This is a genomic window from Psychrobacter sp. Ps4 (assembly GCF_022129285.1).
Lineage (GTDB): Bacteria > Pseudomonadota > Gammaproteobacteria > Pseudomonadales > Moraxellaceae > Psychrobacter > Psychrobacter immobilis_A.
Genome location: NZ_JADQAK010000021.1, coordinates 41832 through 65092 on the forward strand (window position 1 = coordinate 41832; position 23261 = coordinate 65092).

18 protein-coding genes are annotated in these 23261 nt (G+C 44.1%); 2 read left to right on the forward strand and 16 right to left on the reverse strand.

Going from position 1 to position 23261, the window contains the following annotated elements:
• The first annotated feature begins 16 nt into the window (after positions 1 to 16).
• Positions 17 to 979, forward strand: coding sequence for an ATP-binding protein (locus I3252_RS11690; RefSeq protein WP_193009510.1), 963 nt, complete (start codon positions 17 to 19; stop codon positions 977 to 979).
• A 38-nt stretch (positions 980 to 1017) separates the two neighbouring features.
• Here the strand turns inward: I3252_RS11690 and I3252_RS11695 are convergent, their stop codons facing one another.
• From I3252_RS11695 to I3252_RS11735, 9 genes are all read right to left on the reverse strand, one after another.
• Positions 1018 to 2145, reverse strand: a complete 1128-nt coding sequence (locus tag I3252_RS11695; protein ID WP_238035310.1) for a ribonuclease Z — start codon at positions 2143 to 2145, stop codon at positions 1018 to 1020.
• Positions 2146 to 2177: 32 nt separating this feature from the next.
• Positions 2178 to 2447 (reverse strand): hypothetical protein, encoded by a 270-nt coding sequence (locus tag I3252_RS11700; RefSeq protein WP_238035311.1) that lies wholly within the window; start codon positions 2445 to 2447, stop codon positions 2178 to 2180.
• Between the two features lie 93 nt (positions 2448 to 2540).
• Positions 2541 to 3209, reverse strand: coding sequence for a glutathione S-transferase (locus tag I3252_RS11705; protein ID WP_238035312.1), 669 nt, complete (start codon positions 3207 to 3209; stop codon positions 2541 to 2543).
• A 192-nt stretch (positions 3210 to 3401) separates the two neighbouring features.
• The gene (locus I3252_RS11710) at positions 3402 to 4088 is read right to left on the reverse strand and encodes a hypothetical protein (RefSeq protein WP_238035313.1); all 687 of its coding nucleotides are present in this window, start codon (positions 4086 to 4088) and stop codon (positions 3402 to 3404) included.
• Between the two features lie 7 nt (positions 4089 to 4095).
• Positions 4096 to 4473 carry a hypothetical protein gene (locus tag I3252_RS11715; RefSeq protein WP_238035314.1) on the reverse strand — a complete coding sequence of 126 codons (378 nt, stop codon included), beginning with the start codon at positions 4471 to 4473 and terminating at the stop codon, positions 4096 to 4098.
• Positions 4474 to 4714: 241 nt separating this feature from the next.
• Positions 4715 to 5785, reverse strand: a complete 1071-nt coding sequence (rarD, locus tag I3252_RS11720) for an EamA family transporter RarD (RefSeq protein WP_238035315.1) — start codon at positions 5783 to 5785, stop codon at positions 4715 to 4717.
• Between the two features lie 186 nt (positions 5786 to 5971).
• Positions 5972 to 8791 (reverse strand): DNA gyrase subunit A, encoded by a 2820-nt coding sequence (gene gyrA, locus I3252_RS11725; RefSeq protein WP_238035316.1) that lies wholly within the window; start codon positions 8789 to 8791, stop codon positions 5972 to 5974.
• A 305-nt stretch (positions 8792 to 9096) separates the two neighbouring features.
• The gene (locus I3252_RS11730; protein WP_193009516.1) at positions 9097 to 9276 is read right to left on the reverse strand and encodes a hypothetical protein; all 180 of its coding nucleotides are present in this window, start codon (positions 9274 to 9276) and stop codon (positions 9097 to 9099) included.
• Between the two features lie 105 nt (positions 9277 to 9381).
• Positions 9382 to 11073 carry an alpha/beta fold hydrolase gene (locus tag I3252_RS11735; protein WP_238035317.1) on the reverse strand — a complete coding sequence of 564 codons (1692 nt, stop codon included), beginning with the start codon at positions 11071 to 11073 and terminating at the stop codon, positions 9382 to 9384.
• A gap of 322 nt (positions 11074 to 11395) precedes the next feature.
• On the opposite strand from I3252_RS11735, the gene I3252_RS11740 reads away from it, so the two are divergent.
• Complete coding sequence (locus I3252_RS11740) at positions 11396 to 12268, forward strand: methyltransferase domain-containing protein (protein WP_238035318.1); 873 nt, start codon at positions 11396 to 11398, stop codon at positions 12266 to 12268.
• 146 nt (positions 12269 to 12414) lie between these two features.
• On the opposite strand, the gene I3252_RS11745 is transcribed toward I3252_RS11740, so the two are convergent.
• The 7 genes from I3252_RS11745 to I3252_RS11775 form a co-directional block, all read right to left on the reverse strand.
• Positions 12415 to 13767: an ABC transporter ATP-binding protein gene (locus I3252_RS11745; RefSeq protein WP_238035319.1), complete on the reverse strand. Its 1353-nt coding sequence runs from the start codon at positions 13765 to 13767 to the stop codon at positions 12415 to 12417.
• A 112-nt stretch (positions 13768 to 13879) separates the two neighbouring features.
• Entirely contained in the window at positions 13880 to 15580 is a 1701-nt protein-coding gene (locus tag I3252_RS11750) for an iron ABC transporter permease (RefSeq protein WP_238035320.1), read from the reverse strand.
• Positions 15581 to 15753: 173 nt separating this feature from the next.
• On the reverse strand, positions 15754 to 16878 hold the full coding sequence (locus I3252_RS11755) for a Fe(3+) ABC transporter substrate-binding protein (protein ID WP_238035321.1): 1125 nt from the start codon (positions 16876 to 16878) through the stop codon (positions 15754 to 15756).
• Between the two features lie 290 nt (positions 16879 to 17168).
• Positions 17169 to 17894: a 16S rRNA (uracil(1498)-N(3))-methyltransferase gene (locus I3252_RS11760; RefSeq protein WP_238035322.1), complete on the reverse strand. Its 726-nt coding sequence runs from the start codon at positions 17892 to 17894 to the stop codon at positions 17169 to 17171.
• On the reverse strand, positions 17891 to 19489 hold the full coding sequence (locus I3252_RS11765) for a 3-deoxy-D-manno-octulosonic acid transferase (RefSeq protein WP_238035323.1): 1599 nt from the start codon (positions 19487 to 19489) through the stop codon (positions 17891 to 17893). Before I3252_RS11765 ends, I3252_RS11760 begins: the two co-directional genes overlap by 4 nt.
• Positions 19490 to 19711: 222 nt before the next feature.
• On the reverse strand, positions 19712 to 21169 hold the full coding sequence (locus I3252_RS11770) for a tetratricopeptide repeat protein (protein ID WP_238035324.1): 1458 nt from the start codon (positions 21167 to 21169) through the stop codon (positions 19712 to 19714).
• Positions 21170 to 21273: 104 nt separating this feature from the next.
• Complete coding sequence (locus tag I3252_RS11775; RefSeq protein WP_345945884.1) at positions 21274 to 22914, reverse strand: cardiolipin synthase; 1641 nt, start codon at positions 22912 to 22914, stop codon at positions 21274 to 21276.
• Positions 22915 to 23261 lie beyond the last annotated feature (347 nt).

Sequence of the window (23261 nt, forward strand, 5' to 3'; positions counted from 1 at the left end):
TGAGCGACTGAGTATTATGCCCCAATCCACTAAGCCTGTTACGAATTACGCCCTACCCGACCATTTATTGGATTTACTCGGACAGTATCTACAAGAGCAAGTCACGCCAACTATCGAGATTGACCCTGCACAGCTCGCCTATCGCTGGGTCGGTGGTCATAATGGACATTTGGAGCCATTGGCAGTGAACTTATTTTTAAGTTTAGATGATTTGCACGGTATCGATACCCAAAAGGCAAAACTGGTACAAAACACACGGCAATTTCTAAAGGGCTATCCTGCCAATCATGTCTTAATGACAGGGACACGTGGTGCTGGCAAATCATCGCTGATTCGGGCATTGCTACAAGCCTATCATAGTGAGGGACTGCGCATTATTGAAATTGCCCGTGATGACCTGCGCGTGCTTGATAAGATACGCGCCGCCATTAATGCACTGCCGACCAAGTGTGGTTGTCACTATGTGGTGTACTGTGATGACTTGGCGTTTAACGGTCAAGATGAAAGTTATCGGACATTGAAAAGCGTATTGGACGGCTCGCTAGATTCGGAGCAAGACAAGTTATTGGTTTATGCGACCAGTAATCGCCGTCATCTATTGCCCCAGCTAATGAAAGACAATGTCAATATTTATAATGGTCAAACCGATGAGGTTAATCCTTATGAAACCATTGATGAGACGGTATCGCTGTCTGATCGCTTTGGGCTTTGGTTGTCCTTTCATCCAATGGATCAAAATACCTATTTACACATCGTGCGCCATTATTTATCACTTTCGCCAAACCGCCATCTAGATAATGCAAATGACGTTAAAGAAAGTAATAATAAAGAAAATAATAAGACGCTACCTGATAACGTCAGAGCAGCAGCGCTACGTTGGGCATCAGAGCGCGGTGGACGTTCAGGACGAGTGGCTTATCAGTTTAGCCGCTACTGGATAGGACAGACACGATTAGCAGCTGAAGACAGTCCATCGTAAGCTTCATTAAAAGTTATTTTTATGATGACACTCAGTGCTTAACGACCGCGTGCAGAGCCTAGATACTGCACGTGGTTATTATCAGGTTTATCTACCAATTCAGCTGCACCATTGACTATATATTGGTCAAAATCTGCGGCTAACCATAGATTACCTTTGTAAACGCTCTCAGCATCCAAGCGAATGTATGCCATATTTGGTGTCTTGCTATTAGGATTATCAAAGCTTTGATAACGAGCGCTGAAGTGAGTCAAAATTAGATTATTTACGCCACTTTTTTCTACAAAACCCGCCACCGATTGCGCACTACTATGCATTGGATCAAACTCTGGATTTTTGCCTTGAATTTTAGTCAACACCTCATGCGTATATGTTGCTTCATGCACCAATAAATCCGTATCAACCAACGCCGCAGTGAGACACGCTGGCGTATCGTTATCACCAGCCACCACTACTCGCGTTCGTGACAGGTCATCATTGACATAATCACCTGCACATAATTGCTGCCCCTCTTCAGTGATGACATCGTGACCTTGCTGCAATTTACCCCATAGTGCGCTTGCAGGAATACCTTGCGCCAGCAGTTTATCCGTATCAAGCGTGCGATGATGGATAGTCTGCGTGATACCAAATGCATGAGAAGCAACCCGATGTGATAGCAGCGTGATATCAATATCAAGCTGATGCTGGTCGCTTAATAGGATATTCACCTTGTTTGTATCACTTTGCTCAGATAGCACCTCTTCAATCGCTATAAAATTAAGAGCAAAGGGTAAATACAATTCCGTGGTTAAGGTAATGGCTTCAAGCAATGTCGCGATTGCTTTTGGAGCAATGAGGGTCAGCGGCTCACGGCGTCCTGACATGGCGGCACTCGCCAACAACCCTGGTAACCCATAGCAATGATCGCCATGCACATGGGTGATACAGATAGCGGCTAGTTGATGCAAAGAGAGCTTTGTATGCAATAGCTGCTGCTGCGTGCCTTCACCGCAATCTATCAGTAGCCATGGACGCGATTTTTTATTTTGATTAGCACTCTGTGACTTATTACCCTGCTGTGCGCCAGATAAATAAGGATTCAGACATTCAATCGCCAGTGCGGTCACATTACGCTGTTTGGTTGGCACACCAGCAGAGGTACCCAAAAAAGTCAGCTTCAACATAGATTACCTCTCTGACACATGATGCTTATCTGCTATGACAATTGGCACATCATGGTTTTTTGCGCTGCAACCATCTGCCCACCATTAGCCGTACATTCACTGACCATATTGGACTCATAAGATTTCCAGCCGCCATAAAAGCTGGCAATACATAGAATCACTACGAGCAATTTTTGTGACCATGCTTTAATGGATACCTGCTGATGGTTCACATTGTCGGCGGTAGTATCAAGCACTGGCTTAGCAGCAATACCAGTATCGACATCAGTATGCTTGTTATGCGATTTATTTAAGTCTGTCATTTCTTATCCTAAAAAAGGTTTTGTCTATGAATAAACAAAACCCTTCATTTTAATATCAAATCAGTCATTTATGAACGATTAAATGCGCCGCTTTTAGAACTGCAAACGACCACCCTTTTCTTCTGCACGCTTAAAGGCATCGCGCTCTTCACAACGTTTTAGCCAAATTAAGATATTGGCATATTTACTGCTATCTAATCCTGTACCAGCATTGGCACCCACAACCGCAAGATGCATTTGGATATCAGCGGCACTAAATTCAGCCCCTGCAAACCAATGATTGTCTTGCAAATGCTGCTCCATCATCGCCAATATAGCATCCAGACTTTTGCTTATCATATTTTTTTCGACTTGGTTACGGATGCTTTTGCTCACAGGCTTGATGAGCATGGGCGACTGCTCGACCACTTTGGTAAATACCAAACGCATGACCAATGGCGGCATCACTGATGCTTCAGAGAAATGCAACCAAAACGTGTAAGCCTCCCACGCCGCTTCATTATCATCCGCAGGCTTGAACTGTTTCTCGCTATCATAATGCTTAATCAAGTACTCAATAATAAAACCTGATTCGATGAGCACACGGTCATTTACTTCTAACATGGGTGCGTGACCGAGCGGATTTATTTTTTTTAAACTGTCAGGCGCACGGTATGCTTTATTGCGCTCATAGCAAGTCAATTGATAATCGACGCCAAGCTCTTCTAACAGCCAAATAATACGAAATGAGCGCGAATTTGCTAAATGATGAAGGTGTAACATAAACCGTCCTAGTTATATATTGTTTTAAATCAGCCATAATCTCTTTGATACAGTGCCACGCTTTCAATTAAGCGTGACGCTATTGTCATCGATAATAGCGTAATTAATGCCTCTTTAACACAGAAACTGTGTAGAGTAATGACGAAAAACATTGCCCGCTAAGTCAAATCTATATCGACTTGCTGGCAGGTGCTACTTTGAATGCAGCTCTTCAATTTTGCGTGTCATCTTATGTATTTTTTGCTGATACTTTCTAATTTTTCGGAAACGATGCGTAGTTAACACACCTTTAATACGGCGGTTTTTCAGACGGCGACGTGGCGGGAAGCTACCCACTTGTGGCTCATTATAACCATGCAAACGGTCATCACGCTTACGTGCCAAGTAACCAAGCGCACTATCCACAATCATCATCAACAGCGCGACAAAAATCATGCCGTACATAAATAAAGAGCCGCCCTCATCGATACTTTGATGCAAAATCGTGATGGAAAATATAAATAAAAATATCGGCTCAAGGTAGCATAAAGTACCAAATAATGAGACGGGCAGCTTTTGACTGGCAACCATGGTCAATGACATCGCAGCCGTACTGATAATGCCTAATAGTGGCAACAGATACCAAAACTTATCGGTAGATATCGCCAGCGTAAACCCGCCATTGAGATATAAAGCAATCAACACCACTGGCGTCAATAAAACAAGGTCAGAGATAAGCCCTGTGATCGGCGGCACTGCCAATTTACGACGCAGTAGATAATAAGGCGGATAACCCAAGCAAACAAATAAAGTCGCCCAAGAAATACTGCCGTACTGAAAGACATCATAAGCAATACCTGCGCCTGCGCATATGGTGGCAATCCATTGTAACAAGCTCATGTCTTCGTTATAAAAAAAACCGACCAACCATAATCATTATCATTGGATATAAAAAGTAACCCAATGTCACCTCAATTCCCAAATCATTGACAGGTGCCCACATAAATATCCAGATTTGCGCGCCCAATATTGGTGTGGGTATGATAAATAAAAACCATTCTTTAGGCGTCTTCAGAGTTTTTAGATAATCAAAAATATGCTGCCACTGCTTAAGCACACTAATCAGCAGCACCAGACTCAATAGCATCATCAGTACGCGCCAAGAAGCGACTTGCGTCCCTGACAACGGCTGCATCAATAGACCAAATAAGAATAGCAATGAATATAAAAAATTTGCTGCCACTGCAGCGATGGTACCCTGCGACGTTTGATTCGTGGTGAGCATAATGACAACCTTGAAAAATGAGCGCACGTCCTTGGCAATTTTAGAAAAAAACAAAAGCCTCCGACGCGGACGTCGAAGGCTTTTTGATCTATAAACTCTGTTATCTACAACATAATCATATAATATTGAGATAAACACTTGGAATATATCGTGTTTATCTTGTGGTCGGTATTATGTCAAAGTCAGAATAGATAAGCAATACACCTGCTTTACTAAAGCGTTCACCTACCCATCCAGCATCTTACTTTGCACTCAACTGCTCGATTTTTTGCTGCATTCTATCCATCTTTTTTTGATAGCGCCGAATCTTGCGAAAACGATGCGCGGTTAAAACCCCATCAATACGCTGATCTATGAAACGACGACGCGGCGGAAACCCGCCCACTTGTGGCTCTCGATAGCCATGCAAATGATTGTCACGGCGGCGCTTAAGATAACCTTTTATACTATCAGCAATCATCACCAGTAACGCCAAACTTACCATACCATACATGAACAAAGAGCCGCCCTCATCGAGGCTTTGACTTAGAACAGTGATGGATAAAACAAACAGCAGCATAGGTTCGACATAGCTTAGCGCCCCAAATAATGATACAGGTAATTTGCTACTGGCAATCATGGTTAAGGACATCGCCAGCGCACTAAAGGCTCCTAGCAGTGGTAATAAATACCAGAACTTGATGTCCTGTGCTGCCGTACTAAAGCCGCCGCTAAAATACAACATAATGAGCACTACTGGGGTTAACAGAGCCAAATCGGACAACAGCCCTGTGATAGGCGGCACTGCCAGTTTACGCCGCAATAGATAATAGGGTGGATAGCCCAAGCACACAAACAACGTTACCCAAGATACTGAGCCATATTGAAAGATATCATAGCCAATACCTAAGGCTGCACATAGCGCGGCCACCCACTGCAACGCACTCATATGCTCGTGATAAAAGAAACGACCCAGCACTATCATCACCAGCGGTAATAGAAAATAGCCCAAGGTAACATCCAGACCAAAGCCATTGACTGGTGCCCACATAAATAGCCAAATTTGACCACCCAAAATCGGTGTGGGCAAAATAAATATCAGCCACTCTTTCGGAGTTTTTAAGGTTTTCAAATAATCAAAAACGTGTTGCCATTGCTTGGTAAAACTGACCAACAATAGCAAACTTAGCAGCATCATGAGTACGCGCCATGAGGCTACCTGCGTACCTGTCAAAGGCAGCATAAATAGCCCAAACACAAACATCATCGAAAATAAAAAGCTCGATGATATCGAAGCAAGGGTTCCTTGGAAAGTTTGATTGGTCGAGAGCATAACAAGAGCCTTAAAAATAGAACTTTATGGGCATTATTTATAAAAAATTAGAGCAGCGGAAACTTAAAGGCAGACTCTAACAATAGATGACATACAGAAAAAAATAAAAGCCTCCGACGATAACGTCAGAGGCTTTTTATAGAACAATCATATAAGACTAGATCAAAAAGCTAACTACTGAGACATTTATTCGTCGTCTGCGTTTTCACCGTCTGTACTATCAACATCTAATTCATTGTCAGTAGCAATATCCATAACGTCATTCGTTGCTGTGTTGCCAGTCGCCGCATCAATATCTATCTGCTCTTGACCTGCCACATCAAATGTACCGTCTTCTCTCATGGCATCAACCAGCTCATCGTCACCTTCTTCATGCTCAACACGCGCCATAGCGACCAGCTTCTCGTCTTTTGATAGACGAATCAGCGTCACGCCTTGCGTATTACGACCAGAGCTAGCGACGTGCTCAACGGGCGTACGAACCAATGTACCTTTATCAGAGATTAAAATAATATCGTCCGTAGAGTCAACCTTAGTGGCTCTTACTAGCGCACCATTACGCTCACTGGTTTTGATAGCAATTACACCGCCGCCGCCACGATTTTGGGTATTGAACTCATCGATAAAGGTACGTTTACCAAAGCCGTTTTCACAAGCAATAAGGATTTCGCGTACATCATCTTCGATCACAACCAATGATCTTATCGACTCATTAGCCGCCAAACGCATACCACGGACACCTTTAGCCATACGACCCATCACACGAGCATCATTTTCATCAAAACGAATGGCTTTACCACTGGATGCAAACAACATCACTTCTTGGCTACCATTAGTGATACGAGCACTGACCAGCTTATCGCCCTCTTCTAGTCCAACCGCAATCAAGCCGTTCGAGCGAATATTGGCAAACTGCTTAAGCTCTACCCGCTTCACCGTACCATTGGCAGTTGCAAAGAATACAAAAGGTGGCTCTGCTTGCGTGATAGCGTCTAATGAATCATCATCCCCATCTATTAGAGCATCTGTTAACGCGTCACCTTTTACCGATAATTCTTCCACTATTTTTGGAATTGGCAGTATCGTAGTGACGGTTTCATCAGGATTTAAGCCAATTAAATTCACTAATGGACGACCACGAGCACCGCGACTGGCAATCGGCACTTCAAAACCACGTAAGCTAAAGACACGACCGCTATCCGTGAAACACAATACGGTAGCATGCGTTGAAGTCACAACCAAATGATCAATCACATCATCTTCTTTCATTGCGGTTGCAGACTTGCCTTTACCGCCACGTTTTTGTGCGACATAATCATCAATCGGCTGAGTTTTTGCATAACCTGTACGCGAGACCGTCATGACAACCGTCTGTTCAGGAATCAAATCTTCACGGTTAAAGTCAGTACGTGAGTCAATAATATCGGTACGGCGCTCATCACCAAAGTTATCACGAATCTCAATCATCTCATTGGAGATAATGGTCATTAGCTTATCAAAATCACCAAGAATAGACTCTAAATGAGCGATTTCACGTAGCAAATCTTGGTATTCTTCGGTTAATTTGTCTTGCTCAAGACCCGTTAGACGATGCAACTGCATATCTAAAATCGCGTTGACCTGCTCAAGTGATAAGCGATAACGTTCTTCGCCCTCAATCAAGCCAAATGGTGCTTTAGGATCTTCGCCTTCGATATAGTCAGGACGCACAGATTGGCTACCAGCAGCGGTCAACATCGCCACCACGCTACCTGAACCCCACGTATTATTTAATAGGCTTTCACGTGCCAAACCGCGGTTAGCAGAGGCTTTGATCGTTGCAATAATCTCGTCGATATTGGCTAACGCAACGGTCAAACCTTCGAGTAAATGACCACGTACGCGTGCTTTGTTTAACTCGTAAATCGTACGGCGTGTCACCACTTCTTGGCGATGACGTACAAAGGCGGCAATCAGCTGACGCAAAGTTAGTAGCTTAGGCTGACCATTATCGAGCGCCACCATGTTGATACTAAAGCTTGATTCGAGCGGCGTTTGCAAGAACAAGTTATTAACGATGACTTCAGCTGTCTCACCACGGCGCAAATCAATGGCGATACGCATACCATCTTTGTCAGATTCATCACGAATCTCGCTAATACCTTCAATCTTTTTATCACGTACGAGTTCTGCGATACGCTCAATCATTTTGGCTTTATTAGATTGATAAGGTACTTCGGTAAACACAATACGCTCACGATCGCGGTTGACACCCGTATCACTCATGGCTTCAATATGATAGCGACCACGGATGTGCAAACGACCTTTACCCGTGCGATAAGCATCTAAAATACCAGCGCGACCATAAATGATACCGCCTGTAGGAAAGTCAGGACCTGAGATGTGTGACATCAACTCTTCAGCTGATACTTGCGGGTTTTCGGCATAAGCCAAACAAGCATTAATCACTTCTGTCAGGTTGTGCGGCGCCATATTAGTCGCCATACCAACAGCAATACCAGTCGCACCATTGATTAGTAAGTTTGGAACACGCGCTGGCATGACGCTAGGCATACGCTCAGAACCATCGTAGTTGTCTTCCCAATCAACCGTGTCTTTGTCTAAATCAGCAAGCATCTGATGCGTCAGCTTGGTCATACGTACTTCGGTATAACGCATCGCTGCCGGAGGATCATCATCGATCGAACCAAAGTTACCTTGACCGTCAACCATCGGATAACGCAAACTAAAATCCTGCGCCATCCGCACAATGGCATCATAGACCGCACTATCGCCATGTGGGTGATATTTACCAATGACATCGCCGACGACACGTGCAGACTTCTTATATGGCTTATTATAGTCGTTAGATAGCACGTGCATGGCGTACATCACACGGCGGTGTACAGGTTTGAACCCATCACGCACATCAGGCAGCGCACGCGAGACAATCACGCTCATCGCATAATCCAGATAGGATTGCTTTAGTTCCTCTACGATGCCAATAGGACTGACCGATTCGCTCATATACACTCCTTCACTCACATTGTTTTTCTAATGTTGACACGTTTGTTCAAGATACTCATGGGTTATACAAAAATATAGCTGCATCAATGCGCAGCTACTATCAGAATAGTGACCCTAAAAAAGCACTGTCAAAGGTGCAAAACAATAGGAAAATAGTGATACGGTTTTTGTTAAAAATAATGTTCAATTAAAGAAGCTATTTTAGCACAAATTTGCTGATTTAGGGGCGTCTGGCTGTTATTAAAATTAAGCAAAACAGCTGATTAGCGGTTTTTTTCACTCTAATGACAAGGGTAAAAACAACTTTAACGACATACTTGTTTTGATTGACTGATTTTGCCGTTTTTGCAAACAAACTTACCATCTTTTGAGCAGTGAGATACGCCGCCCATTTTGCCCGAACAAGGTGTATTCTTAGCCTGCGCTTGACTGATCGGAGCTGTGATAAAGACACAAGCAATTAGTGATAATATTATCGATTTCATATTTTTCTCTTATTGAGGATTAAATGATATTCATGAAAAAACTGCATCCAGTGGATACAGTCTTTTCGATAGTCAGGCTATTTTTTATGGTTAAAATGACCTCTATTAAGCAGGTTTAAATTCCTGATTAAAGAACTCACGTGTGGCTTGCGTACACGCTGGGCTAACTAAGCCGCCATGATAGTTGGTATAAAAAGCCAATAACGGCACGCCACCTTGTGCAGTCGCATCCGCTTTCACCTTTTCAACGCTATTGCTGAAGTTTGTTTGTACATTGGTTACGATATCAGTGGCATTCCATTTGTTCATTGATGCCTGTCCAATCATCATAAAGGTCGATTTATCTGGACGCTCGGCAGCATTGTCTTTATCGACATCCAATACCGTAATATTTAGCTTTTTGGCGGAGTTTTTGTCAGAGGCTGCTTGTAATATTTCTACCATAGAGCCTGTATTAGTATCAAAATAAACCGTCGGGTCTTGGTTACCGCCACAAATAAGTGTCGGCATTGTCGGCACATAGCCACGTAAGTCATTATCCTTTAGTGCTTTACGTAAGTTATTCTCAGGAGCTACAGCTGGCATTTTGTCGCCGTTTTCTGTCATTAACCCATCGGGATGCTTAATGGTGTCCGCTACATAAGCTGCGCGAAAATCCGTCTTAATCAAATAGTCATTTTCATCATAACCGCCCAGCACAGAAAACAACTTCCCTTGTGATAAACCAGCAAATATTGCGTCGGTAGGGTTCTTTTGAAACAAAGCATTATTGGGCAGTTTGCCCGCCGTGACTAAGTCGCCAAATGCTGTCTCACTTGGTAACTGGGCATCAGCATACTTATCCAAGAATATGTCTGATTTTTTACCATAAATATTGCCATACTTTTCTTGTAAACCAATGCCAAGTAATGGCGCAAATCTAGACGCTCCAATATTGACGTTTCCTCTAAATATTTCATCACCAAACGCTGCCAGTGCATAAGGCCCTGATAAAGGTGCAATGGCAGTGACAGGCTCATCATTTTGCTCGAACATTCTTGCAGTTGCCATCGCCACATGCCCGCCCTGTGAGTAACCACTGATGAATAACTTACCAGAGTCATCAAGGTTGGTGTAGTCAGGATCATTAGCGCGCTGTTGTCTTGCAATGATGGTACGGGCACTGTCTAATGCATCAGCCATGTCAGTGGCTTGTTGCTCAGCCACAAGGTATGGATGATAATCGAGATCTGAGTCATCATAGCCAGCATAGTTTGGTGCAACGACGATGTAGCCTTGAGCCGCAAAGTTGGCAGCGATTAATGTCGACTCACCAGCGGCTGGATTTTGAGGATTAGCGACTTGACTAAAATCGTAGCCTTTATCCGTAGTTGTGCCATGGGCATACAGCAAGATAGGTCGATCGCCTTGGCAGTCAGCACTGTCACCACTTGGTAGCATCAAAGCTGCTGTCGCGTTGGTACGCTCACCCGCTGCCCCTACTGTCGGATAGCTGACTTTTTCGATTTTGATATCGCATTTGGCATCAGGGGTTGCCGCACCATCAAGACCGAACTGGGTATTTATTTGCGCGATGTTAAATGAGCTGATTGATTTAACTGACATCGCAGAGTCAGAGCCTATGACAGTATCAAAGTCATTGTCATCGCCACAACCGACGAGCAGCAAGCTACTGGCAATGGCGACCGATAATAGGCAGCGTAGCATCACAGGCTTGCCCGTCGTAATGGATACTGATTGATGGGTACTGCTAGATGATTTGTTATTTATAGCGGTAGTAGATTTAGATACGATCATGGTTACTGTCCTTAGCGGTGGTAGATCAGACGTTTGCTGAGAGTCCTTGACAATAAAAAATTTCAGTATGGCAGACTCTTTTTATTGAACGGTTTTTATTGAATACAGTGAAGTATCAGATATTTCCAATAAAACTTACTCAATAATTGTTTCTTAAACCTTACTACTTATACCGTAAAATATTGTGAAAAGCTACTGGAAAACAGGTATTTAATGGCATCTTTGACGCTATGGTAAAGCTAGTATTGGCGTCAAGCCTAGCTTAGATTTTGTCTTTGTTGTACGATGTTCCAAAATACCATCCTAATACAGATAGCGCTTTATGCAAACCAATAATGAAAGTATCAAAGAACATGACAACCAATCGGCTGATCTGACACAACCAATCGACGCATCAGGCGATATACGTGCCGATCGTAGCTTCGATGCGATTGCGGATCATTTTGAAAAAAAGGTCTACGGTGGCTTAAAAGGCGATATTCGATTGGCGGTGCTACGCCGTGATATCTTTGAATATAGCGCGCAAATGAGTGAAAGCCTTGGGCGACCTTTACGTATTTTGGATGTGGGTGCAGGGCTAGCACAGATTGCAATAGAGCTGGCAGCTCAAGGTCATACATTGGTCATCAATGATATCTCAGCCAACATGCTAGAAAAAGCGAAAGCGAGTGCCGCGCAGATAGACGAAGACCTGAATATCACATGGTACGTTTGCCCCTATCAGGAGCTGCCAGAAAAGTTGGGTACAGAAAATAGTGAAAAGTTTGATTTAATCATGTGTCATGCGCTGCTTGAATGGTTGGCAGAGCCCGCTGCGGTGATGGACTTTTTTGATCAGCAATTAGCGGATAATGGTGCGCTATCTTTATGCTTTTATAACCCAGCAAGCTTTGATTATCGCAACCTAATCATGGGTAATTTTAACTTACTTGATAATACAGAATATAAGGCTGATAACAAAAAAAGCCTCACGCCCAACCATCCTGTCGCCAAAGAAGAAGTTGAATCTTGGTTGACTGCGCATCATTATCAGACCATACGCACCAGTGGTCTGCGCGTATTTCATGATTATGCCCCGCTTAAGCGTGGTGGTCACAATGACCCAGAAGCCGTGATACGCATGGAGCTGCGCTACTCGCAATTAGAGCCATATAAATGGTTGGGACGTTATTTGCACATATTGGCGACGCGATAAGCGTAAGTGCAAGCCGCAGTTGTTTGACGTAAACATGAATTAATATAGTCGCCGCAGTTTAAAGTAGATACAAGGCAGCCAAGCGTCAATAGCATACCGTGTGCATGTCGCGAGGTTAATACCCTAATCATTTATAAATGCTGCGACTATTCTGTCTCATCAACTCTTTCTGACCTATCATACTCTGACCAAGTCGTCGCATTAATGTCTTTTTCATCAAATACCACGACGTGCTCTAAGATAGGTAAAATACCAATCTGTGACCCAATCTCGTGATTATGGTGGCTGGCGACTAAAGACAGTACCGTTTGCCCGTCATCGAGCTGCAAGCGATATAGATAGTTGGCACCGCGAAATACGCGTCCAACGACTAAAGCGGTTTGTGTGCTCTCATCGTCATGAATGATATCATCAGGGCGCACCAACACCTTAATCGGTGTGCCATTAGGATAATCATACTCGCAATACTGTGGGTACCCTGATTCATCGTACACTTCCATACGCCGATAGATATCGCCTAATGCCGTCTCAACATGGCCTTCTTTGATGATACCATCTATCATCGCGCCTTCGCCGACAAACTCAGCGACAAAAGGACTGATTGGCTCGTGATATAGCTCACTTGGGGTTGCCCACTGTACCAGTTTACCTTTATGCATCACCCCCACTTTATCAGCCAGTGCAAAGGCTTCGTTTTGATCATGAGTGACCAGTATTGCCGTGGTATTAGTGCGTTTAAGAATATCACGGACATTCATTGCCAATGATTCACGTAGCACCACATCTAGATTAGAAAACGGCTCATCAAGTAGTAATAGTTTTGGCTTTGGCGCTAATGCACGGGCTAATGCCACCCGCTGCTGCTGACCACCTGATAGCTCATTTGGACGTTTGTCAGCATGCTCAGACAATTCAACCAGCTCTAGCATCTCAGCGACACGGGATTTTTTGTCAGAGGCAGACCATTTATTCAGACCAAAAGCGATGTTTTTTGCCACGCTCAAATGCCCAAATAACGCATAATCCTGAAACACCATACCCATACCGCGTTTGGCGGGTGCGACGGCAAATGAGTTGCGGTCAGTTTTATCAGTAAGACATTGATTGTTTAAGAGAACCGTACCATCACGGCTTTGTTCCAGCCCTGCAATCGCTCTTAGTGCCGTGGTCTTGCCGCAGCCGCTATAGCCCAAAAAGCAACCAATCTCGCCTTGCTTCAATTGCAATGACAAACCATTGACGATAATCGTATCGTCATAACCGACGATTAAATCTTGCACACTAAAATAAGGACTAGTAGCCGTAGCTGCCTCAGTATCTGTCTCAACATCTTGGCTAAAAGCACTGCTTTTTTCTAAAAACTTACTAGGCTGGGCGGGCGGCGTCTTAACTTGAGCAACTGGTAATTTTTTTATATGCTCCAGTCTTGCCTTCGCCTTTATTGACTTGGCATTGATTGATTTAGAGTCTGCTGAGCCTTTCATTGAATCAGTGTACATAGACGGTACCAGTTAGCTATTAGTAAATAAAACCCATAGATAAAACAGTGAAAACAATCATAAAATGGAGCGTCATCGGACAATTCAGATTCACTCTAAAAACACCTTAACTTTACTTATCGCTTTGACGCAATAATATCCAAACAGGCAGCAGACCAACCAGCACAATCAATAAACTTGGCAATGCAGCTCGTCCCCACATTCCTTCACTGGTCATCTCAAATACCCGCACTGCCAGCGTATCCCAGCCTTGGCGACGCGTCATTAACGTAATCGGCATCTCTTTCATGACTTCAACAAACCCCATCAATAGTCCAGTCAATATTCCTGGACTAATAACGGGCAACATCACTTGACGCCAGCGCTGATAAGGACTGTCACTCAGTAATTTGGCAGCCGCTTCTTGATTGACCGTTAGTCGCTGTAGCTGTCGATCAACTGGCTGAAAACTCACCGTCATAAAACGCGTCGATAATGCCAATAGCATCACTATCACACTGCCTGATAGCACTTGCTGCGTGGTAATCCCAAACGCAATCATTTGGTTGTCTAGCCAAGCAATTGGGATAAAGATGCCCACTGCCAATACTGTACCCGGCACCACATAACCCAAATTTGCCAAAGTAGTCATGAGCTTGGTCAATTTATCAGGATACTGCCGCTTAATCCACGCAATGATAATCGCTAAAAAGGCAATAAAAATCGTGGTCATGCTAGCAATCATGAGGCTGTTGGTCACAAAATCAATATAGCGCGCATCAAAATCTTGGCGAAAATTCAATGCCGTCCAGTAGATGAGCTGCAAAAATGGGATTAAAAAAGCGCCAGCAAACACCAAGGTACACAGCAATGTCATACCTAATTTCGCAGGCGTGCTGGCATCAAAACGCTGACTGCTGCCTTGAGTCACGTTATTGCCGCGCTTGGTTTGCCAATACTGCTCAAACAATACCACAATAAAGATCACACCGATGAGCAAAGCTGCCAATTGTGCCGCAGTGGTCAAACTAAAGAAGCCAAACCATGCTTTGTAAATAGCCGTGGTAAAGGTATCAACATTAAAGACTGACACGGCACCAAAGTCTGCCAAAGTTTCCATACTGGCAAGCAATAGTCCGCCAATAATCCATGGCAATGCTTGTGGTAAGGCCAACCGAAAAAACACGCGGCTACGGCTTAAGCCCAGCATTTGTCCTGCTTCAATCGCGCGCCTGCCTTGCGATAAGAACGCTTGACGCGCCAACAAATAGACATAGGGATAAAATGCTAGGGACAATACCAAACCTGCTCCCCAGACATTACGGATCGAAGGAATCGCTGCATCAAAGCCTAGGTCGCGCAAACCTGTCTGTAATGGTCCACTAAAATCAACAATACCAATGGTGACAAACGCCAATACATAGGCAGGTATCGCCAGTGGTAACATCAGCGCCCACGAAAAAAACCGCTGTCCAGGGAAGCGGTACATACTGGTTACCCAAGCAAGCGCGGTGCCAATAGTGCCAGACACGACCGTTACCATCAGCAATAAAATCGCGGTATTTTTAAGCACTTGCGGCAGCACATAATCTGCCATGTGCGTCCAGATATCGGCAATTGGCTGCGTCCAAGACAGCAACACAATCAAAATTGGCAAAAGCATAAACGACGAAATCAGTCCTAAGACTGATTTTGAGATAATACGTTTACGGACGGCGTGGTCTTGGCTGACAGTCTGCTTTCCATCAATATTATGATTATCCATATTGTTGGCATTAGCACTATCATTGACTGTATCGTTTTGACGTACAGACGCGTCTGGCGTTTTGATCATATCATTATTACCGTGTCATACGCATAAAGACCTTATAACATTATACCAAACTCAAAAATACGGCTAAAAACACTGTCTGCTTTGAACATAAACACTATCATTTAGCCTATCAAGCTTGATACTCGTGCTTGATAGGCATTGTCATTTTTGAGAATGGTATGACTGTCAATACCTTATTTATAGCCTGCTTTGTCCATCAACTGAATGGCTTGGGTTTGCAGCTCACCAAACTTTTGCACATTGATATCGTCTTTTTTGAATTCACCCCATGATCTGAGCATTTCTGACTCATCAACCCCTACTTTTACTGGGAATTCTTTGTCTGAGCTGGCATAAAGACCTTGCGCCTCATCAGAAGACAACCATTCTATCAGTTTAAGCGTCCCATCTGGATTGTCTGAACCTGCGACCACACCAGCACCTGAAATATTTACGTGTGTACCAGTCGTGCCTTGGTTTGCCCAAAATATTTTCACAGGGAAGTTAGGTTTTTCATCGAGCAGACGACCGTAGTAGTAACTGTTGGCAATGCCCACTTCACACTGACCAGCAGCGATGGCTTCTAGCATACTGGTGTCATCGCTGAACACGTCAGTCGCTAAGTTAGCGACCCAACCACGGACGATTTCTTCCGTTTTTTCTTCGCCCAAATGCTCCATCATACTGGCCACAAGCGACTGGTTATAGACTTTTTTAGAGGTACGTAGGCATAACTTGCCTTTCCATTTTGGATCGGCTAAATCTGCATAAGTAGATAATTGGTCGGCACTGACTTTACTTGGGTCATAAAAGATCGTACGAGCACGCAATGATAGCCCTGTCCATTGACCTTTTGGATCACGATATTTGGCAGGAACGTTGGTCTCCAACACAGTAGAGGATACTGGTTGTAACAAGCCTTGCTGAGCCGCTTGCCATAAGTTACCCGCATCAACCGTTAGCAGCATATCGGCTGGCGTGTTCTGACCTTCAGCTTGCAAACGCGCCATGAGCGGACCTGTACTATCTGTGACCAGCTCAATCTTCACACCTGTCTGTTCGGTATAACGGTCTAGCAATGGCTTAATCAGCTGCTCATTTCGCGAAGAATAAATAGTAATCGTCTGACCACCTTCACTCGTAGCACCATCAGTAGCAGCTGGTTGCTCAGTAGCCGCCGCTGATGTCTCCGCCTCCACGCTCTCTTCTGTTGTAGATGAATTGCTACAACCAGCCAGTCCCAACATCATGCCAAATACGGCAACAGGCAAGATAAGCTTAGTAGAAGTTAGGTTAGCGCTAATGGCATTCAATGACATGGTTTTCCCCATAATGATGCTACGAAAAGGTGAGATAAATAGATGAGATGACAATAAGATAAGACGGCGCTAAAGACCTCTAACAGTAAGGCTCAATCACGCGATAATCTCTGAAACAACATACTAATAGAAATGAGATTAATTATCAATACATTTGTTTAACTCAGAAATACACCGATAATTTGGCTCAATTGTCTCTTTTTAAGGATAAATTTATAGATCCTCATGAATCAATCTATAGATTTTCTAAGTGATGGCATGTCTTAATTATCTTTCAACGATCTGCTGATTCACGACAGCAACCATTGACCCAAAATCACATTGACGGCGGCTTCTGTACGCAGGATACGCGAGCCTGTAGTGACTGCCGCGCAACCTTGAGTGGCAAGCAGTGCTATTTCATAATCAATCCAGCCGCCCTCGCTACCGATACAAACCAGACTTGGCAATCCTAACGATGGTTGCTGTTGTAGATACTGTGTAAAGGATAGCTCACTATACGGGTGCGCCACGATGGCTCGATTGGTTACCAAACCTGCCAGCTCATCTTCCACGAATGGCTTGAAGCGTTTTTGTAAAGTGATACGAGGCGCTATGGTATCAACTCCTTGTTGCAGCCCTTCTAATACAAATTCATCAAGGCGCTCAAGCATCGGACTTTGCCAATAGCTTTTTTGCGTGCGATAGCTGTTGATTAAGATGATATCGCGCACCCCAAGCGCGGTCATATCCATAATTAAGCGGCGTAGCACTTTAGGACGCGGTAGTGCTAATACAACGGTCAAATCTAGCTTTGGTGGCGGCGCAGTGGTGAGCTGAATATCACGCAACTCAATAGCATCAGAGCGGATGCTTTCAATCACAGCAGTGCCCAAATGACCGCCCATTTGACCGATTTTCAGCGTATCACCAACTTTTGCTGTTAGCACTTTATTGACGTGATTTATTTGTGATAATTCATCAATATATGCCGCATCCGAAGAGAATTTTTCAATGGGTAATAATAGACAATTCATAGCAGCTCTTGGCTTGGTTGTTGAATAGCATGCTGCTCAACAACCTCTTTAATCATGGTAAATTGGCGGGTCAATACGGCTTGCTGTTGTCTCGTCATTCGCGCGCCAGCTTGCCCTGCTTGTTCCGCTACCTCAAGATCACTGAGCCAAGACACTAGCTGCTGATAAATGAGCGCTACATCCTCTTTAGCGGCAGGCTTCTTACGAGAGGATTGTTGATTCGTATCATCATTAGTAGTAGCCGCACTAACAGTAACGGGACGATAGAAAACATTGTTTGGCTGATATAACGCGCCGACCTCCGCCAATTTATCCACCACGCTTTGACAAGACTGCGTATAGCGCCCCATGAGCACAGGCGTTGCCACACTGGCTGGCTCAACGGGATTGTGTCCACCGACATCCACTAACGAGCCGCCGACCAGTGACACATCTGCCAACTTATACCACGTCATCAGCTCACCCATGCTATCAGCCAGATAGACTTGTGTGTCTACATGAATGCTATCTTCTGCACTACGCCGTGCCATTGTTAAGTCAGACGCTTGAATGAGCGCTGCTACTTCATCAAAACGTTCAGGATGTCTAGGTACAATGATAAGCAGCGCATCATCGAGCGCAGAATGAGACAATAGCTGTTGATGCAGTGATAGTGCCGTCTCTTCTTCGCCACTATGGGTACTTGCGGCAACCCAAATCGGTCGACCAGCGATATTCATCTCTTTTGCTAATGTGGACTCTTTGACCGATTCAGAATATTGGTTTGGTACGCTAGGATTTTCTGTATAGTTATTTTCTGTATCAGCTTCTATATCAGCCGCTTTATCTTCAGTTTGAGGCGTATTAATCACCCATTTGAGTGAACCTGCGACACGAATTTGCGCGCTATTCGCACCCAATTGTCGAAAGCGTTTCGCTGAGTCGCTGTCTTGGGCGATAATCAAAGTCAGATTTTTCATCATACTGGCACTGACCGCAGCAATTTTTTGATAACTTTTAAAAGAAGACGCTGACAGCCGACCGTTGACCAAGATACTGGGAATATGGTGTTCGGATAATTTGGTTAGGATATTTGCCCACAGTTCTGTTTCGACAAACAGAGCAGCGATGGGCTTGACATGACCCAAAAAAGCCTCAATCACAGTTGGGCTGTCGACAGGTACGTAGCTATGGCTCATCCGACCTTGAACAATATCATCGGTGAAACGGCTGGCACCGCGAGCAAAACCTGTCTGCGTGGTATTAGTTAACCATATTTGATAGCCATCAGCCAATAATGCATCTAATAAGGGCGCGACGGTATTGGTCTCTCCCAATGACACCGCATGACACCAAATAACGCCTTTATCAGTTTGCGCATTAGTCAGTTTAGCCACTGGTCGCGGTGGATATTGCTTACCAAAACGCTGCGCCACTTCTTGTTGATAGTTGTCGCGGTTGTGTGAGCGTTGCCAAACTTGCAGTCGATATAGCGGCTTAAGTAAGCCAATGGCGCACTGATAATACAAAGGCGCAGTATAAACAGTGCGGCTGGGCAACGATACTGGGTCAGTCGCTTCCAAAGCACAATCAGAGGATATAGGAGAAGATGGCATAAAGTTGCCCAGATTAGTAATGGCTTAAATAATATAGTCAATTCACTATAAAAGAGTGACGGCATTAACCTCGTTTGCAGTATTACCTATACATCTGCACTCGGTTGCCTTTTACCTCTTTAAATTAAATCGACTATAGTAAGGTGACGGTAAAAAATGCGCCAATTCTACCTGAATTTAGCGATTAACAATACGCTTTACAGCGTGTTGCCATAAAATATTTTAGACAATAATTAGGATCAATATTGCCACTACGAGTAGGGCGGCGAATAACAACTGATAACGCTTCATGCTATGTTGCTCTTGTTTTTGTGTCGTTATCAGCGCTTGCGCCTGTTGCCATTGCCCTACTACGCTCGCCGCTTCCGCATGTCCATTCTTTGCTGCTTGCTCTAGCCAATATTTACCAGTGTCTATATCTTGCGCCACGCCGACCCCTTGGTAATACATCTTGCTTAGTAGGCGCTGCGCACGACTGTCATTTTTGCTAGCTGCCTGCTTAACCCATTCAATCCCTGACGCTGTAGCAGCACGCTTATCAACCGCTAATCCTTCACCAAGTAACTCATACATTGCCAAATGTAGCATGGCAGCACTATTACCCGCCTGCGCCGCCTCTTGTAGTGTTAATAGCGCTTGCTTTTTTGTCGTTAAATGACTCTCTGAAAAGCGCATTTGCGTGCGTGGCTGACTTTGTTTGGCAATGTGTTGCTCAAACTGCTCAAGCACTTTATGGGCTTGCTGATACTCAATATTTCCAGCCGTTTGAACGACTTCTATGTTATCCAGCTCTACGAGCAATTGAGTAAAAATCGCGGGCGTTGGTAATTCTTGAATAGAAGGCACTAACGATGGTAGTGGCTGCTCTAATACCGTATTTTCTGAGGTTGTATGAGGTTGTACTGTTTCTGATTTAGACAGCACAGGCTTAGTGTGGCTCTCTTGCTGAGACAGGTTCTGAGATTTTGGCGCATCATATGGCGTATGACTCAACCTTTGTTTTTCTAACGGTTTCTGACTATCAATCATTTTAATGCGCTCTACACTAGCACTTGTATTTGGTGTGCTGATATTAATGGCTGGTATGATCGAATTAGCCACGTGATTGTCGTACGCATGTGGCAACCTTGCGCTAACCGCTTGATAAAGACCACTCGCCACTTGACCGCCTTGTACCGCCTCAAACGGCCGATCAATATGACCAAATAACCGTAATCCTATCGGCTCTAGGGCAAAAAACAATGACGTAACGCTATTAGCATCAGCCGACTGACAATAGACAACCGCCAGATGTTGATAAAAATCATCGGTTGTAAGAGCCAGTTCAGGATAGCGCTTATGTAGCTCAAACTGTCCATACCAATGCGGCATACTTTGCCATTGCTGTGCCAATACTCGCCCTGCATAAAACGCCAAAAATACCATAAAGTTACGATAGCGTTCATCGAGCAATAATGTCTCTTCATGCCATCGACCAGTTTTAACCATCTCACGGCGTATGTGCGACAGCAGCGTATCGACTCGCTGTAAGCTGGCCAATGACTCATCTAATATACAATCGCGAAGCTCGCTTTCGTAAGCAATGCCACCAGCGATAGGACGATCCGCTAAAAAGTCTTGCCAATAGCCTGCTGCAATATAGTCAAAGGGCGTTAGAGGTGATGCAGACGATGCATACATAGACAAGCGCATCCTTTATCGGGATAAATTAATAGTAATAAAAATAAGGTCATCATGGGACTAAACTGACATCAGTCGTTTACCTTACCCTAAAATTGAAAATGCTACAATAAAGGACTAAATAAGCGTACCACATTGTCAAACAAACGCTCTGCACCATGGCGCTGTTGCCACTGCTCTAAACTCAAAAAACGGCAACTTTGTAAGTAGACTTCTTGACAATCAGCCACTTGAGCGACCATCTCTGGTGTATAAATGGCCAAGCTCACTTCCATATTTAGATAAAAACTGCGCATATCGATGTTTACAGTGCCAAATAAACAGTAATCATCATCGATAACCACTGTTTTGGTATGCAAAAGACCACCCTTAAACAAAGCAATCGTCACACCCGCCTCGAGCAACTCTTGATAATAGGCTTGTGACGCATGCTGTACAAGAAACGAATCCACCTTTTCAGGAACAATAAGTGTCACATCAACCCCACGTTTGGCCGCTATCGTTAGCGCTCCCGAGAGCGCTTCGTCAGGTACAAAATACGGCGTAGTAATGCGAATACGTTTATTGGCGCGATGAATAACCGTCACCAATGTATTGTAAATCACATGGGCAGTCACTTGTGGCGCGGAAGGTATTAGCTGCGCCAACACCCCTTCTACCATCGGCATTTTCGGTATCACAATCGATGTCGAGCCAATATTTGGCTGCTCATAATAGTCGATCTCACCAGCCAATACCTTTATCCGACTGTTTAAATCATTAATGGTTGGGTTCATCACATATAGTTTACGAGTATAGCCATTTACTCGCTGATTGAGCGCATCTAGATTGTCGTTGTTTTCCGCACCAATGTCTGTGGCCACCACGATCGCCATGGCTGTCGTAATACTAATAGAGTGTTGACTGGTCGTGCGTATCGCCACATCGATCCACTGTCCAACGTTTTTATTTTGTTTAAAAAATCTTGGATCGACCAAGTTAAAGCTACCGATATAGCCAATGTGCTCATCAATCACCACAATTTTACGATGGTTACGCAAGTCAGAGCGCTTAAATAGCGTTTTAAACAAACCCACTGGTAGTGACTGATGAACAAAAACACCTGCTTTTTCTAATGTACGATGCGCGCTACTATTAAAAAAACTAAAGCTGCCCACGCTATCGGCTAAGATATGACACTCAACGCCACGCTGCGCTGCTGCTGACAACGCATCTATCACCTCTAGCACTTGTCCTTTAGGATAAACAATATAAAATTCCATCAGGATAATACTCTGAGCGGCATTTATATCTTCGATTAATCTCTGAAAAATAGTATGAGGGTCCGTCAAGAGCTGCATATTGTGATTAGGAAACACGCCCAGCCCCGTCCAACGCGTGCCTATTTGACTGACACCGCGGTAGTTGGCTGGCAGCAGCTCTTGTCCCTGATCAAAAACCAAATTCTCACGCCGTGCCATATCATCCATCAATAAGCTTGCTTGGTCTACCCGTTGACGATAGCGCCGCCCTATCATCGGCTCACCCAATAGTATATAAGCGATAAAACCAAAAAGAGGCAAGGTATAGAGCACAGCAATCCAAGCAATAGACACACCGATATTGCGCTGCACTGACACAACACGTAGCGTCATTACTATCATGAGAACAATATGCAATACCAGACCCAAGCCTGCGAAGTCTCCCCAAGACCAGGTCGTAAAAGTTTGTTCAATAGTGGAATTTTCTATGCCCGCCTCCAACAATCAACATAAAATAAAGCATGAGTCGTAAAACACCCTCAATATTATAGTAGTTTTTGACCATCAAACAATGACTAACCATAATAAGTTTTTAGGCAGCAACCTTAGTAAACACGTGCCTCAGACTACTATTAATAATAACTTTCAGACAGTATTTTCAATTATTTTTCAAAATAGTTAAAAAACTGTTTGACAGCCATGTGTAAATCTATATAATACACACCCACAGCAGCAGAGCTTAGTGACAAACTTAGAGCTCAGTTGATGTTGAATAAATTGCATAGCAATTGTTCGAAGGGTGATTAGCTCAGTTGGTAGAGCGTCTGCCTTACACGCAGAATGTCGGCGGT